This is a genomic window from Frigoribacterium sp. VKM Ac-1396 (assembly GCF_015350895.1).
Lineage (GTDB): Bacteria > Actinomycetota > Actinomycetes > Actinomycetales > Microbacteriaceae > Frigoribacterium.
In genome coordinates this window covers 780185-793203 of the sequence record NZ_JADKSD010000002.1, presented here as the reverse complement: position 1 = coordinate 793203, position 13019 = coordinate 780185, and the positions used below count along the sequence as shown (strand labels likewise).

The 13019-nt window shown below is 72.6% G+C and carries 15 protein-coding genes; 6 read left to right on the top strand and 9 right to left on the bottom strand.

Annotated elements, in window-relative coordinates; translation table 11 throughout:
* The first annotated feature begins 38 nt into the window (after positions 1 to 38).
* Complete coding sequence (locus ITJ55_RS10770) at positions 39 to 1574, top strand: aminopeptidase P family protein (protein ID WP_194595336.1); 1536 nt, start codon at positions 39 to 41, stop codon at positions 1572 to 1574.
* Positions 1575 to 1652: 78 nt separating this feature from the next.
* Here ITJ55_RS10770 and ITJ55_RS10765 read toward each other — a convergent pair whose 3' ends face one another.
* The 4 genes from ITJ55_RS10765 to ITJ55_RS10750 form a co-directional block, all read right to left on the bottom strand.
* Positions 1653 to 2447, bottom strand: a complete 795-nt coding sequence (locus tag ITJ55_RS10765; RefSeq protein WP_370544126.1) for a copper resistance protein CopC — start codon at positions 2445 to 2447, stop codon at positions 1653 to 1655.
* The gene (locus ITJ55_RS10760) at positions 2444 to 3274 is read right to left on the bottom strand and encodes a YcnI family protein (protein WP_370544125.1); all 831 of its coding nucleotides are present in this window, start codon (positions 3272 to 3274) and stop codon (positions 2444 to 2446) included. The genes ITJ55_RS10765 and ITJ55_RS10760 overlap by 4 nt, the downstream gene beginning before the upstream one ends.
* A 114-nt stretch (positions 3275 to 3388) precedes the next feature.
* Complete coding sequence (locus ITJ55_RS10755) at positions 3389 to 4027, bottom strand: hypothetical protein (protein WP_194595335.1); 639 nt, start codon at positions 4025 to 4027, stop codon at positions 3389 to 3391.
* Positions 4028 to 4044: 17 nt separating this feature from the next.
* Entirely contained in the window at positions 4045 to 4545 is a 501-nt protein-coding gene (locus tag ITJ55_RS10750; protein WP_194595334.1) for a general stress protein, read from the bottom strand.
* 71 nt (positions 4546 to 4616) lie between these two features.
* Here ITJ55_RS10750 and ITJ55_RS10745 point away from each other — a divergent pair, with 71 nt between their 5' ends.
* From ITJ55_RS10745 to ITJ55_RS10735, 3 genes are read left to right on the top strand one after another with little or no spacing between them, the layout of a single operon-like run.
* Positions 4617 to 5939 carry a magnesium transporter MgtE N-terminal domain-containing protein gene (locus ITJ55_RS10745; protein WP_194595333.1) on the top strand — a complete coding sequence of 441 codons (1323 nt, stop codon included), beginning with the start codon at positions 4617 to 4619 and terminating at the stop codon, positions 5937 to 5939.
* A complete protein-coding gene (locus tag ITJ55_RS10740) occupies positions 5926 to 6507 on the top strand; it encodes a DUF1003 domain-containing protein (protein WP_194595332.1) in 582 nt (193 codons plus the stop codon). The genes ITJ55_RS10745 and ITJ55_RS10740 overlap by 14 nt, the downstream gene beginning before the upstream one ends.
* Positions 6500 to 7672 (top strand): Mrp/NBP35 family ATP-binding protein, encoded by a 1173-nt coding sequence (locus tag ITJ55_RS10735; protein ID WP_370544124.1) that lies wholly within the window; start codon positions 6500 to 6502, stop codon positions 7670 to 7672. Before ITJ55_RS10740 ends, ITJ55_RS10735 begins: the two co-directional genes overlap by 8 nt.
* A 194-nt stretch (positions 7673 to 7866) precedes the next feature.
* Here the strand turns inward: ITJ55_RS10735 and ITJ55_RS16295 are convergent, their stop codons facing one another.
* Positions 7867 to 7989 (bottom strand): hypothetical protein, encoded by a 123-nt coding sequence (locus ITJ55_RS16295; RefSeq protein ID WP_255349746.1) that lies wholly within the window; start codon positions 7987 to 7989, stop codon positions 7867 to 7869.
* A gap of 188 nt (positions 7990 to 8177) precedes the next feature.
* Here ITJ55_RS16295 and ITJ55_RS10730 point away from each other — a divergent pair, with 188 nt between their 5' ends.
* On the top strand, positions 8178 to 9092 hold the full coding sequence (locus ITJ55_RS10730; RefSeq protein ID WP_056262232.1) for a LysR family transcriptional regulator: 915 nt from the start codon (positions 8178 to 8180) through the stop codon (positions 9090 to 9092).
* 61 nt (positions 9093 to 9153) lie between these two features.
* Here ITJ55_RS10730 and ITJ55_RS10725 read toward each other — a convergent pair whose 3' ends face one another.
* Positions 9154 to 9561 carry a Sec-independent protein translocase TatB gene (locus ITJ55_RS10725; RefSeq protein WP_194595625.1) on the bottom strand — a complete coding sequence of 136 codons (408 nt, stop codon included), beginning with the start codon at positions 9559 to 9561 and terminating at the stop codon, positions 9154 to 9156.
* A gap of 69 nt (positions 9562 to 9630) precedes the next feature.
* Here ITJ55_RS10725 and ITJ55_RS10720 point away from each other — a divergent pair, with 69 nt between their 5' ends.
* A complete protein-coding gene (locus ITJ55_RS10720) occupies positions 9631 to 10257 on the top strand; it encodes an O-methyltransferase (RefSeq protein ID WP_194595331.1) in 627 nt (208 codons plus the stop codon).
* Between the two features lie 143 nt (positions 10258 to 10400).
* Here the strand turns inward: ITJ55_RS10720 and ITJ55_RS10715 are convergent, their stop codons facing one another.
* The 3 genes from ITJ55_RS10715 to dapE form a co-directional block, all read right to left on the bottom strand.
* On the bottom strand, positions 10401 to 10571 hold the full coding sequence (locus tag ITJ55_RS10715) for a DUF3117 domain-containing protein (RefSeq protein ID WP_082486829.1): 171 nt from the start codon (positions 10569 to 10571) through the stop codon (positions 10401 to 10403).
* A gap of 83 nt (positions 10572 to 10654) precedes the next feature.
* Complete coding sequence (locus ITJ55_RS10710) at positions 10655 to 11926, bottom strand: hypothetical protein (RefSeq protein WP_370544123.1); 1272 nt, start codon at positions 11924 to 11926, stop codon at positions 10655 to 10657.
* Positions 11911 to 12984 (bottom strand): succinyl-diaminopimelate desuccinylase, encoded by a 1074-nt coding sequence (gene dapE / locus ITJ55_RS10705; protein ID WP_194595330.1) that lies wholly within the window; start codon positions 12982 to 12984, stop codon positions 11911 to 11913. Before dapE ends, ITJ55_RS10710 begins: the two co-directional genes overlap by 16 nt.
* Positions 12985 to 13019: the final 35 nt, after the last annotated feature.

Here is a 13019-nt window from a genome sequence, read left to right as displayed (position 1 = left end):
GGCTGGGCGTCCCGCCCGTTTGGCGGGACAATGGAGGCATGGCAGATCAGAAGGCGCCGCGCGCGACCACCAACCGCTCCACCACCCCCGGGTCGGACACGTTCAAGGACTACATCTCGTCGCAGTGGGCCGATCGTCCCGACTCGCTGCCCGAGCCGCGCCAACAGGCGCCCTTCGCCGCCGACCGCCGTGCCCGCCTGTCGGCGCTGCACCCCGGCACCCGTCTCGTCGTCCCGGCCGGCTCGGCGAAGGTCCGCTCGAACGACTGCGACTACCCCTTCCGGGCGCACTCGGCCTTCTCGCACCTGACCGGCTGGGGCTCCGACACGGTGCCCGGCTCGGTGCTCGTGCTCGAGCCCACCGACGACGGTCACGACGCCACGCTGTACCTCCGGGCGAGCGCCGGCCGCGACTCGGACGAGTTCTACGCCAACCCCGAGATCGGCGAGTTCTGGATCGGCCCTCGCCCCTCGCTCGCCCAGGTCGCCGCCGACCTGGGCCTGGCGACCCGTGACCTCGCCGACTTCGAGGCCGTCGTGAGCACGACCGACGCGGCGACCCTCGTCGTCCGTGAGGCCGACCCCGACCTGACCCGCCGTCTCGACGCCGTGGTCGAGGCCGCCACCGAACAGTCCCCCGCCGCGGCGTCCACCGGCGCCGACGCGCCCGGCACCGCCGACGCGCTCGACGCCGACGGCTCGCCGGCGCGGGCGACCTCGGCCGACCTGGCCCGCGACCTCAGCGAGCTCCGACTCGTCAAGGACGCCTACGAGGTCGCGCAGATGCGCGAGGCCGTCACGGTCACCGGCAAGGGCTTCACCGACGTGATCGCCGACTTCGACGACATCGTCGCGCACCCGCGCGGCGAACGCCTCGTCGAGGGCACCTTCAACCGCCGAGCCCGGGCCGACGGCAACACCGTCGGCTACGACACGATCGCCGCCTCGGGTGACCACGCGTGCGTCCTGCACTGGACGCGCAACGACGGCGTCGTGCGTGACGGCGACCTCATCCTGATCGACGCCGGCATCGAGCTCGACAGCCTCTACACCGCCGACATCACCCGGACGCTGCCCGTCTCCGGCCGGTTCACCGACGTGCAGCGCCTCGTCTACGAGGCCGTGCTCGAGGCGGCCGACGCCGCGTTCGCCATCGTGCGTCCGGGCATCGCCTTCCGTGAGATCCACGCGACGGCCATGAAGGTCATCGCCGAACGCACGGCCGAGTGGGGCTTCCTGCCGGTGACGGCCGACGAGTCCCTGCAGCCCGACCACCAGTACCACCGCCGCTACATGGTGCACGGCACGAGCCACCACCTCGGCATCGACGTGCACGACTGCGCCGCGGCCCGCCGTGACCTCTACCTCGACGGGGTGCTCGAGCCCGGCATGGTGTTCACGATCGAGCCCGGACTGTACTTCCAGCCCGACGACCTCACCGTGCCGGAGGAGTTCCGCGGCATCGGCGTCCGCATCGAGGACGACATCCTGGTCACCGCCGACGGGGCCGAGAACCTCTCGGTCGGCATCCCCCGCTCGGTCGCCGACGTCGAGGCGTGGATCTCGCGCGACTGAGCCGCCCACGAGCGAGGGCCCCGGGTGCGTCGCACCCGGGGCCCTCGGTCTCTCTCGGACGAGATCAGCCGATCGACGTCACCGTCCGCCGGTCGAGCCGCCAGACCCCGACGCGTCGTCCGCGTCGTGGTCGTCCTCGGCGGGTGAGCCGTCCCGTCGGCGACCCGTGACGATCGCGACGGCGACGCCGGCCGCGGCCAGCACCACGATGGCGACGGCGATGCCGACGACGAGACCGGCGTTGACCGAGCCCGACTCGGGCGCGGCGGCGGACGTCGACCCCGAGGCGTCACCCGGGGTGGCCAGGGTCGTCATCTCGGGCTCGGGCGACGCCGACGGCGAGGCCGCGTCGGTCGCGTCACCGGTGGGCGCCTCGGTGGCGCCACCCGCGCCTCCTGAGCCTGCCGTGCCGTCGCACTCGGGGCGGGTCGGCGAACCGGCCGCCTCGGCCGTGCCGGCTGCGGGGGCGTAGGTGAACGGGACGGCGTCCGACACGGTGTGACCGTCGGCCGAGACCGCCTGGTAGGTCATCGTGTAGTCGCCGGCGGCACCGAGTGCGACCCCGGTCGTCAGGGTCGGACCCGACGTGGTCGAGCAGCCGTCCTCGTAGTGCAGGCCCGACGCGTCGGTCACCTCGAGCACGTTCGAGCTGCCGGTGCCCGAGAGGTCGAGGACCACGTCGTTGAAGGTGATCGAGGCCGTCGTGGGCGCCGCGTCGACGGTCGACCCGGCGGCGGGGCTGCTGCTGACCACGTAGTCGTGTGCCGAGGCCGACCCCGCGGGGGCCAGGGCGAGCGCCGCCGTCGCGGCACCGAGCCCGACGACGGCGAGACCGGCCAGGAGGCGCGGTGCCCGCCGGCGCGCGGCCGTCACGCGTCCACCCCGCCACGGCCCGCGGCACCGGACGCCGTGGCCCGGGGCCGACGGGTCAACGCCACGACCGAGACCACGAGTGCGAGGGCGCCGAGGGCGAGACCACCGATGCCGAGCCCGATCGAGAGCGGGCCGACCGTGCCGTCGCCGGAGCCCGACGCCGAGTCGCCCGAGGTGCTGACCCCGGCCGTCGTCGCGTCGTCGTCGTCCGAGGAGTGACCGGCGTGGTCGTCCGTCGGCGGCGCGTCGTTCACGTAGAGCGTGGGCGCCGGGTGCTCGGGCTCCTCACCCGAGTCCGGCGTGGCGTCGGCCCAGTCGACGACCGTGCCGTCCGAGTAGCGCTGGTGGGTCGGCAGGGCGATCGACCCGGTGTCGGGCACGGCACCGGCCGAGACGACGAACTGCTGGAACTGCCCGGGCGCGATCTGGGTGTCACCCTCGGCGGTCCAGGTCACCTGGGTGGGCGCCTCGGTGATCGTCGTGCCGTCGAGCTCGACCGGCTCGGGCAGCGTGCTCGTGGTGACCTCGGTGGTCCAGCCCGGCGTCGGCTGGTAGGACACCGACGTGAACGGGGTGTCGGTGGGCAGGTCGACGACGACGCCGACGGTGCCGGCGGTCGCCGACTCGTTCGGCACCTTGAAGGTGAGCGTGGCGTACGAGCCGGCGTCGGCCTGGCCGGGCTCGACGTGGACGTGGGCCGACGCCGCGAGGGGCGCGGCGAGCGCGAGCAGGGCGGCCGCACCGAGGGCGGCGGCCGAGCGGGCGACGATGGCGGACGGTCGCGGTCGGCGGGTCGTGATGGATGCGGGACGGGTGCGGTGGTTCACGGATCTGGTCCTTCGAGATCGCGGAGGCGATCGGTCTGCGGTGCATGACGAGGGGCCCGAGGGCGCGACGTGCGCTCGACGGGTGGGTCGTCGACGAGGGTCGACGGGTGGGTGTCAGGCAGGGCAGGGCGGGCCGCGACGGGGCAGCGCCGTGAGGTGCCGCCTGCCCGGCGGGCGCGGCAGGACGCGTGCGGCGCGCGGCGCACGGCGCACGACGACGGAGACGGGGCGGTGCCCGCCGATCAGGAGGCGCGCCACGGTCAGCCCGCGGACGGCCAGTCGGACGAGGCCCCACGCGGCACCCTCGCCGCGCCGCAGCGCGACGATCGTGACGACCGCCGCCAGGGCGTGGGCCAGCCACATCGGGGGCCCGCCCATCACCATGGTCGACGCGGCACCACCGGATGCCGCCCCGTCGGCGACGGTCGAGATCACGAGGGCGGTGTGGTGACCGCCCGAGGCCGAAGCCCCGCCGGCGTCCGACGCCCCGAGGGAGAAGAGCAGGTGGAAGGCGACCTGGCTGAGGGCGACCGCGACCGCGAGCCGCACGGTCGAGAGGTGCACGCCCGCCAGGGCGATCGAGACCGGCACGGCCACGGCGAGGGCGAGCACGACGCCGAGCAGGCCCGGCTGCATGCCACCGCCGGCCACGTGCGAGAAGGCCGCGACGACCGTGGACGCCCCGGCGGTCAGCCAACCCCGCGCGAAGCGCTCGGCGCGGGTGGCCGTCGGGGTGGGGTCGTGGCGTGCCATGTCGACACCAGGGTACGTCAGCGGCGCGGGGTCTCGGGACGCGCGAGGATCTCGTGCGCACGCCCGGACACCTCGGGGTCGACGACGATCTGGTAGGTCGAGGCGAGGACCTGGTGGGTCGAGGTGAAGTCGCGACGGCGCCGCGTGATCGCGAAGCTGACGATGCCGTAGAGCATGCCGAAGCCCGCACCGAGCAGGGCGGCCGCGCCGACGGTCGCCGCGGTGGCGGTCTCGGTCGCGAAGACGAGCATGACGAGCCCGAAGAAGACGCCGAGCCACAGGCCCGTGACGGCACCCGCGAGCGCGGCGCGGCCGTAGCTCAGCCGCCCGGTGACGCGCTCGACCGTCTTGAGGTCGTTGCCGATGATCGCGAGGCGCTTGATCGGGAACTCGGCCTGCGACAACCTGTCGACCACGCGCTGGGCCTCGGGGTAGGTGTCGTACGTGCCGAGGACGTCGCCTCGCGGCAGGGTGGGCACGAGCGGCGGGCGTCGCCCCACGGGGCCCGGGTTCGTCATCAGGCCATTAAACACGGTGCCCCCGCCGAGCCCCCGACGGCGGGGGCGGTGCGAGCGACTAAATTGGACGCGTGAGTGCAACCAGAGTCTTCGTCGCCCGGCTGGCCGGTTGCTCCGTCTTCGACCCCGCAGGCGACAAGGTCGGCAAGGTCCGCGACGTGCTCGTGGTCTACCGCCGCTCGGGCGCACCCCGCGTGGTGGGCCTCGTCGTCGAGGTCCCGGGCAAGCGCCGCGTCTTCGTCGGCATCGGCCGCGTGACGAGCATCGGCTCGGGCCAGATCATCACCAACGGCGTCATCACGCTCCGGCGCTTCGAACAGCGCGGCGGCGAGACCAGGGTCATCGCCGACCTTCTCGGCCGCCGGGTGTCGTTCCGGCACGGCGGTGGTCACGCGACCATCGAGGACGTCGCGATCGACGAGGTCAGCGAGGGCGACTGGGAGGTCGGCCAGCTCTTCCTGCGCAAGCCGAAGACGTCGCCGTCGCCGTTCGTCAAGCCGCCGACGGCGTTCGCCGCGTGGGACGACGTGGTCGAGGAGTCGGGCCCCGGCGAGTCGCAGAGCGCCGAGCACCTGATCGCCGCGTACTCCGACCTGGTGCCCGCCGACCTCGCGAACACGCTGCTCGACCTCACGCCCGAACGACGACTCGAGGTCGCCGGCGAGCTGTCGGACGACCGCCTCGCCGACGTCCTCGAAGAGTTGCCCGAGGCCGAACAGGTCGAGATCTTCACCGGCCTCGACGACCACCGGGCCGCGAGCGTCCTCGACCAGATGCAGCCCGACGACGCCGCCGACCTCATCGCCCAGCTGCCCGACGAACGCACCGAGCAGCTGTTGACGCTGATGGAGCCCGACGAGGCCGACGACGTGCGCATGCTGCTCAGCTACGACTCCGACACCGCCGGTGGCCTCATGACCACCGAGCCGGTCATCGTCTCGGCCGACGCGACCGTGGCCGAGGGGCTCGCCCTGATCCGCCGTCACGAGCTGGCGCCGGCGCTCGGGGCCGCCGTCTGCGTCGTCCTGCCGCCCTACGAACCGCCCACCGGCAGGTTCCTCGGCATGGTGCACTTCCAGCGGATGCTCCGCTACCCGCCCAACGAACGCCTCGGCACGATCCTCGACCAGACGACCGAGCCGGTGCGGGTCGACGCGACGGCCCTCGAGGTCACGCGGGTCATGGCCACCTACAACCTCGTCTCGGTGCCCGTGGTCGACTCGGCCCACCGCCTGGTCGGCGTGGTCACGATCGACGACGTGCTCGACCACGTGCTGCCCGACGACTGGCGCAGCCAGGACCCCGACCAGCCGTTGACCGCGACCCGACCGCGTGGCCGGGCCCGCCGCCCCGCGATCGGCCAGAGCACGAGGAGCGACGATGGCACGCGATAACCGCAACGACGTCCGCCTCGACGCCCCCAAGGGCCTGCGCACCCGGGTGCTGCCCGGACGCAAGCGCGTCAGCAGCGACCGCTTCGGCCGTGCCACCGAGTCGATCGCCCGCGGCATGGGCACGCCGTACTTCTTGATCGCGCTGACGCTCTTCTGCGTCGTCTGGATGATCTACAACACCCTCGCCCCCGAGGGCATCCGGTTCGACAGCGCCGCCATCGGCTTCACCGCGCTCACGCTCATCCTGTCGCTGCAGGCGTCGTACGCCGCTCCCCTCATCCTGCTCGCGCAGAACCGCCAGGACGACCGCGACCGGGTGCAGTTCGAGCAGGACCGCCAACGTGCCGAGCGCAACCTCGCCGACACCGAGTACCTCGCCCGCGAGGTCGTCGCCCTGCGCATCGCGATCCGCGACATGGCCAGCAAGGACTTCATCCGGGCCGAGTTGCGTTCGCTGCTCGACGAGCTCGACCGGCGTGACGACGACGAGGCCTCCGCGGTCGAGCCGAGCCGCTCCTCCTCGTCCTCCTCACGGCGTGACGCGCGGCACGACGGCCACCGTGGCTGAGCCCGCCACGCCCGACCGAGCACCCGCGGCGACGCCCGACGACGTGCGTCGCGCGCTCGGGCGCGTGCTCGACCCCGAGATCCGCAAGCCCGTCACCGAGCTCGACATGATCGGCGACGTGGTGGTCGACCCGGGAGGCGCGGCGACGGTGAGCGTCAAGCTCACGATCGTGGGGTGCCCCGCCGCCGACACGATCGAGCGAGACGTCCGCGAGGCCACGGCGTCGGTGCCCGGCGTCACGGACGTGACCGTGGACGTCACCGTCATGACCAAGGACGAGCGCCACGCCCTCACCGAGAAGCTGCGGGCCGGGCGCGCCGCCCGGGGCATGCAGTTCGGCCCCGAGACGCTGACCAGGGTCTACGCCGTCACCAGCGGCAAAGGCGGCGTCGGCAAGTCCACCGTCACGGCGAACCTCGCCGTCGCCCTCGCCGCACGCGGCCTGGCGGTCGGCATCGTCGACGCCGACGTGTACGGCTTCAGCATCCCCGGGCTGCTCGGCCTCGTCGGCCCCGACGGCGCGTCGGTCAAGCCGACCCGGGTCGACGACATGATCCTGCCGCCGGTCGCGCACGGGGTGAAGGTGATCTCGATCGGCATGTTCGTCGACGACGCCTCGACGGCCGTCGCCTGGCGGGGGCCGATGCTGCACCGCACGATCCAGCAGTTCTTGACCGACGTGTACTTCGGCGATCTCGACGTGCTGTTGCTCGACCTGCCGCCCGGCACGGGCGACGTCGCCATCTCGGTCGGGCAGCTGCTGCCGCACGCCGAGGTGCTCGTGGTCACGACGCCGCAGCCCGCCGCCGCCGACGTCGCCGAACGCAGCGGCCTCGTCGCGCGTCAGACCGGCCAGCGCCTGCTCGGCGTCGTCGAGAACATGGCGGGTCTGCCACAGGCGGACGGCAGCGTCCTCGAGCTGTTCGGCTCGGGCGGCGGCACCGAGACGGCTCGACGCCTGTCTCGCGGGCAAGAGGCCGAGGTGCCGCTGCTGGCGAGCGTGCCGCTCAGCCTGGGCCTGCGGCAAGGAGGCGACGACGGCGTGCCCGTCGTGATCGCGTCCCCCGACGACCCCGCGGCGGCCGCCATCGACGCCCTGGCCGGCAGCCTGGCCGTGCGAGCCCGTGGCCTGGCCGGTCGCAAGCTGGGGCTCAGCGTCAGCTGACCCGGCTCGTCGCCGCCTGACCGGGGTCTCCGGCCCCGGACGTGCAGAAAGGGCACCTCGCGCGGCGAGGTGCCCTTTCGTCACAGCGTCCGGCCCGCAGGGCCCTGACGTGCTCGTGCCGCACCCCAGCACAGGGGCGGCACACGCGACGGGGCTCGCTCAGGAGGGAGACGAGCCGACCGACGCGGAGTCGACTACGACCAGCGGTTGTAGGTCTTGGTCGGGATGGCGCGGAAGCCGTCACGGGCGACCGAGACGAGCGAGCCGGCGATGCCGACGACGGCGGCGATGACGAGGACGATGATTCCGGTGAGCATGATGCACTCTTTTCTGGCGCGGGTGGACGCGCGGTTCTGCGTGGTGGGATGGATTCGCCACCGAGCCCGGGACCAGGTCGACCGGAGCTCGGGAGCGCTACGGCGCGCTCCGGGGACTCTTCAATGATGCGCCCGGAAAAGCGTTAGATCAATCTCACGTTTCTACCGAAACAGGGTAGTTTCACTACATGGATGTCAAGCGTCTCGAACTGCTCAGGGAGCTCGCCGAACGGGGCAGCGTGGCCGCCGTCGCGCGCGCCACCCACCGCACCCCGAGTGCCGTCTCGCAGCAGCTGAAGGTGCTCGAACGCGAGGCCGGGGTCGCCCTCACCGAACGCGTCGGCCGCGGCATCGTGCTCACGGGTTCGGGTCGCGTGCTGGCGCAGACGGCGACCGACGTGGCGGTGGCCCTCGAGCGGGCACAGGCCGTCTGGGACGACTTCGTCGCGACCCCCCAGGGCGAGGTCACGCTCGCGACCTTCCCCACCGGCGGGCAGATGCTGCTGCCCGGCCTGCTGCGGACGGTGGCCGAGACGCCGGGTCTCGTCGTCGTCGCGAGCGACCACGACCCGTCGATCCGCGAGTTCCCCGAACTGGCCGCCGACCACGACGTCGTGATCGCGCACTCGTCCGACGACAAGCCCTGGCCGGGCCGCGGTCTCGTCACCGTGCCCCTGCTGACCGAGCCCCTCGACATCGCGCTCCCGGCGGACCACCGCCTCGCGGGACGCGCCTCGCTCGCGCCGGGCGACCTCGAGGGCGAGAACTGGATCGGCGTGCCCCACGACTTCCCGTTCGAGTGGGTCTACCGCGAGATCGAACGCGTGACCGGCAGCCCGGTGCGGGTCGCCCAACGCTTCAGCGACACCAAGGTCACGGAGTCGCTCGTCGGGGCCGGTCTCGGCATCGCGGTGCTGCCCCGGTTCACGGCCAAGGACGCCCGCGACGACATGGTGCTCGTCCCCCTCGAGAGCATCCGGGCCGTCCGGTGGGTGTCGGCCCTGCTGCGGCGCGACCGGGCCGAGCGCCCCTCGGTCCGCCGCGTGGTCGACGCCCTGCGGGCCGAGGCCTCACGCGTCGCGGCCCTCCACGGCGGCGTCTGACCGGACGCCACCCCTCACGGAGGCGGCGGAGACGCCGAGGAGGCGCGACCCCGGAGTCGGGTCAGGTCGCCTCGGAGTCGTACGGCGGCACCTCGCCCACGGCGAGGGGCACGACCTGCCCCGGCGACCGCCCGCCGGGCAGCCCCGCGGACACCGCCGCGGCTGCGGCGCCGGCGGTCGCCATGCTGGGCGCCGAGGGCTTCGGCAGGTCGTCCGGCCCGTCGAGCAACGCGTCACGGATGATGCGGCGCGGGTCGTACTGCCGAGGGTCGAGCTTCTGCCACTCGACGTCGTCGAACTCGGGGCCCATCTCGTCGCGCATGCGGGTCTTGGCCCCGTTGGCCATGTCGCGCACCGTGCGGACCAACTGCGCCAGCTTCGAGGCGTACCCGGGCAGCCGTTCGGGACCGAGCAGGAAGACCGCGAGCACACCGATGATGAGCAGCTTGTCGAACGTCAGACCGAACATGGACACGCATGCAGACTAACCGGTGCCGACTCGGGGAACCCCTTAGAGTTGGCCTTTCGAGGAGTGGGTGTGTCGCAGATAGAGTCAAGTTGGAAGTTCGCGGAAGAGCTCGTCACCGAGAGCGACGCCATCGCCGAAGCTCGACAGCACTCGCTCGAGGTCGGGGTCGAGGCCGTCTCACCGGCTGTCGGGGCCCAGTTGGCCGTGGTGGCGGCCGCCTCGAACGCGACGTCGATCATCGAGGTCGGCACGGGCCTGGGCGTCAGCGGCCTCTGGTTGCTCGCCGGTGCACCCCGAGCCGTCCTCACCACGATCGACCGCGAGATCGAGCACCAGCAGGCCGCTCGTGACGCCTACCTGCAGGCGGGCGTGCCGGCCGCCCGCTTCCGCCTCATCGCCGGACGGGCTGCCGACGTGCTGCCGCGGATGAACGAGAACTCGTACGACATCGTCTTCGTGGACGCCGACCCCGGGTCGGTCATCGAGTACGTCGAGCACGGCCTGAGGCTCGCCCGGCCCGGCGGCCTCGTGCTCGTCGCCCACGCGCTCTGGCACGGCAAGGTGGCCAACCCGGCCGTCCGCGACGCCACGACGACCGGGTTCCGCACGCTCCTCACCGAGGTCTCGACGTCACCGGCGGTGATCAGCTCGCTCTCGACCGCCGGCGACGGCCTGCTCTCGCTCGTCAAGCGCTGAGGCTGCTCGGGCGAGCCGCACCGCGCCTCCTGCCCTCGGCGACCCGGCCGCCCGACCGGAGCGCGCGAGCCCGGACGCACGGACGCCCCGCCCGTCGCAGGTGCGACGAGCGGGGCGTCCGGGGTTGTTAAGGAGGCGGCCGACTAGGCGTTCACGACGCCGGCGAGGGCGTCGTGCAACTCTTTGGCTTCGTCGTCGTTGACCGACACCACGAGGCGCCCCCCACCTTCGAGCGGAACACGCACGATGATGAGACGGCCCTCCTTAACGGCTTCCATAGGCCCGTCGCCGGTCCTCGGCTTCATGGCTGCCATCAGATAGTCCCCTTTCGCAAGTTGCTGGTCCTATTATCCGTGATTTCTTGCCCCCGACCTAAACGACGGTGGCCGACCGTCGATCACGGCGGCGTCCAGTCGTACCCGTTCACCCACCAGCAGTAGTACAACCACACCCACTGGGCCGCCAGGAAGGCCGCCACGAGCAGGGCCCGGTAGACCTTCGACCGCGGCACCGCGAGCACGCCCAGCAGGGGGAACAACGGCATCAACAGCCGCCAGGTGCTGGACTGCGGGAAGAACACGGCGAGCAGGTAGAGCGCGTAGGCGACCCCCCAGAGCCGCAGGTCGACGCTCGTCCGCCGTGCCCACGGCGACAGCATCAGGGCGGCGAAGGCGAGCACGGCGACCACGAGCAGGACGATGCCGGAACCACCCGGAAACCACCAGTTCGCCCCGTCGACCCACGGGGTGAACGGCACGAGCGGGCCGTAGCCGATGTAGGGCGCCCGCCAGGCGAGCTCGGTCTCGGTGTAGGCCCCCGGCACGCCCGTCACGGCCCCGGCGACCACGAGCCAGGCGACGCCGAACAGGGCGGTGGCTGCGGCCGAGACGGCCACCCGCACGCGTTCGCGGGTGGGGAAGGGGTCGTCGTACCGGTGCCACCAGCGCAGCAGCCCGTGCAGCCCGATCGCCAGGGCGAGGGGAAGCGCCCCGGGCCGGGTGAACGACATCACCAGCACGACGGGCAGCATCGCCAGGTACTGCCGCCGGACGAGCAGCAGGAGGCTCGCGCACAGCAGCAGCAGGAACATCGACTCGGCGTAGGCCAGCTGCAGCAGGGGTGAGAGCGGAGCGACGCAGAACAGCACGACGGCGAAGAGCGAGGTCGACTCCGACAGCGAGTGCCGCATCAGACGGTAGAGGAGCAACGCGGTGCCGGCCGCGCAGGCGACCGACACGACGACCGCCAGGGTGGCGAAGGGCAGACCCGTCAGGGCCATCAGCCCCCGGACGACGAACGGGTAGGCCGGCATGAACGCCCAGGCGTTCTCTCCGACGTGGCCGTCGGCCGTGACCGGCAGGTCGGCCGGGTATCCGACCACCGCGATGATGTAGTACCAGTGGCCGTCCCAGATGGTGGCGAAGCTGCCGTAGTCGGGGCTCGCGAGCGTCCAGGCGTTCGCCTGCTGGGCACCCGCGAACGTCAGCAGGGCGACCGTGCTGAACACCCGCGAGACGGCGAAGACGATCAGCACCCTGACCCACCAGGGCGTCAGGCGGTACCGCAGCATCAGCCGCCACGACAGCGGCGTCCGGCCCCGCAGGTCTCGGCGGGACGACGGGGACGAGGAGGCGCGACCCACCTCGTCGACGGTCAGGCCGTCAGCCACGCCCGCAGTCCGCGCTCGTTGTCGAGGATCTGCTGCACGGGCACCCGCTCGTCGTCGTGGTGGGCGAGCATCGGGTCGCCGGGGCCGTAGTTGACGGCAGGGACCCCCAGGGCCGAGAACCGGGCGACGTCCGTCCAGCCGTACTTGGGCTTGGCCTCGCCGCCGACCGCCTGCAAGAACTGCTGTGCCAGGGGCGCGTCGAGGCCGGGCCGGGCGCCCGGCGCGAGGTCGACGATCGTGACGTCGAAGTCCTCGAAGAGTTCGCGCACGTGCGCGACCGCCTCGTCGGCGCTGCGGCTCGGCGCGAAGCGGTAGTTCACGTGCACCATGCACTCGTCGGGGATGACGTTGCCGGCCACGCCGCCGGTGATGCCCACGGCGTTGAGGCCCTCGCGGTAGACGAGGCCGTCGACCTCGACCTCGCGTGCCTCGTAGGCGGCCAGGACGTCGAGGACGGGTGCGGCCTTGTGGATGGCGTTGTCGCCCACCCACGAGCGGGCGCTGTGGGAGCGGGCGCCGAAGGTGCGGATCTCGGCCCGGAGGTTGCCGTTGCAGCCGCCCTCGACCCCGCTGTTGCTCGGTTCGCCCAGCACGGCGAAGTCACCGGCCAGCAGGTCGGGCCGCAGGCGGGCGAGGCGCCCCAGGCCGTTCAGTGCGTCGGAGACCTCTTCGTGGTCGTACCAGACCCACGTCACGTCGACGTTCGGCTCGGTCAGCTCGACCGCGAGGCGCAGGTGCACGGCGCAGCCGGCCTTCATGTCGACGGTCCCCCGACCCCACAGGTACTCGACGCCGCCCTCGGTCTCGTAGCGGGTGGGCACGTTGTCGTTGATCGGCACCGTGTCGACGTGACCGGCGATGACGACCCTCGAGGCCCGACCCAGCTGCGTCCGCGCGACGATCGCGTCGCCGTCGCGGAACAGGTCGAGGTGGTCGCACCCCTCGAGGGTGGCCCAGACCTCGTCGGCGATGGTGCGCTCGTCGCCGGACTCGGAACGGATGTCGCAGAGCTGCCTCGTGACGTCGACGGGCGAGACGGAGAGGTCGATCGGTGCCATGCGGGCGAGTTTACGGGCCGACGGCAGGGGTCGCC

What these genes read in the sequence shown, in the direction of transcription:
- ITJ55_RS10730 (WP_056262232.1), top strand. Translation starts at nt 8,178, where the DNA reads ATGGATGTCAAGCGTCTCGAACTGCTCAGGGAGCTCGCCGAACGGGGC.
- dapE (WP_194595330.1), bottom strand. Translation starts at nt 12,984, where the DNA reads ATGGCACCGATCGACCTCTCCGTCTCGCCCGTCGACGTCACGAGGCAG.
- ITJ55_RS10755 (WP_194595335.1), bottom strand. Translation starts at nt 4,027, where the DNA reads ATGGCACGCCACGACCCCACCCCGACGGCCACCCGCGCCGAGCGCTTC.
- ITJ55_RS16295 (WP_255349746.1), bottom strand. Translation starts at nt 7,989, where the DNA reads ATGCTCACCGGAATCATCGTCCTCGTCATCGCCGCCGTCGTCGGCATC.
- ITJ55_RS10750 (WP_194595334.1), bottom strand. Translation starts at nt 4,545, where the DNA reads ATGACGAACCCGGGCCCCGTGGGGCGACGCCCGCCGCTCGTGCCCACC.
- ITJ55_RS10740 (WP_194595332.1), top strand. Translation starts at nt 5,926, where the DNA reads ATGGCACGCGATAACCGCAACGACGTCCGCCTCGACGCCCCCAAGGGC.
- ITJ55_RS10770 (WP_194595336.1), top strand. Translation starts at nt 39, where the DNA reads ATGGCAGATCAGAAGGCGCCGCGCGCGACCACCAACCGCTCCACCACC.
- ITJ55_RS10725 (WP_194595625.1), bottom strand. Translation starts at nt 9,561, where the DNA reads ATGTTCGGTCTGACGTTCGACAAGCTGCTCATCATCGGTGTGCTCGCG.
- ITJ55_RS10715 (WP_082486829.1), bottom strand. Translation starts at nt 10,571, where the DNA reads ATGGCAGCCATGAAGCCGAGGACCGGCGACGGGCCTATGGAAGCCGTT.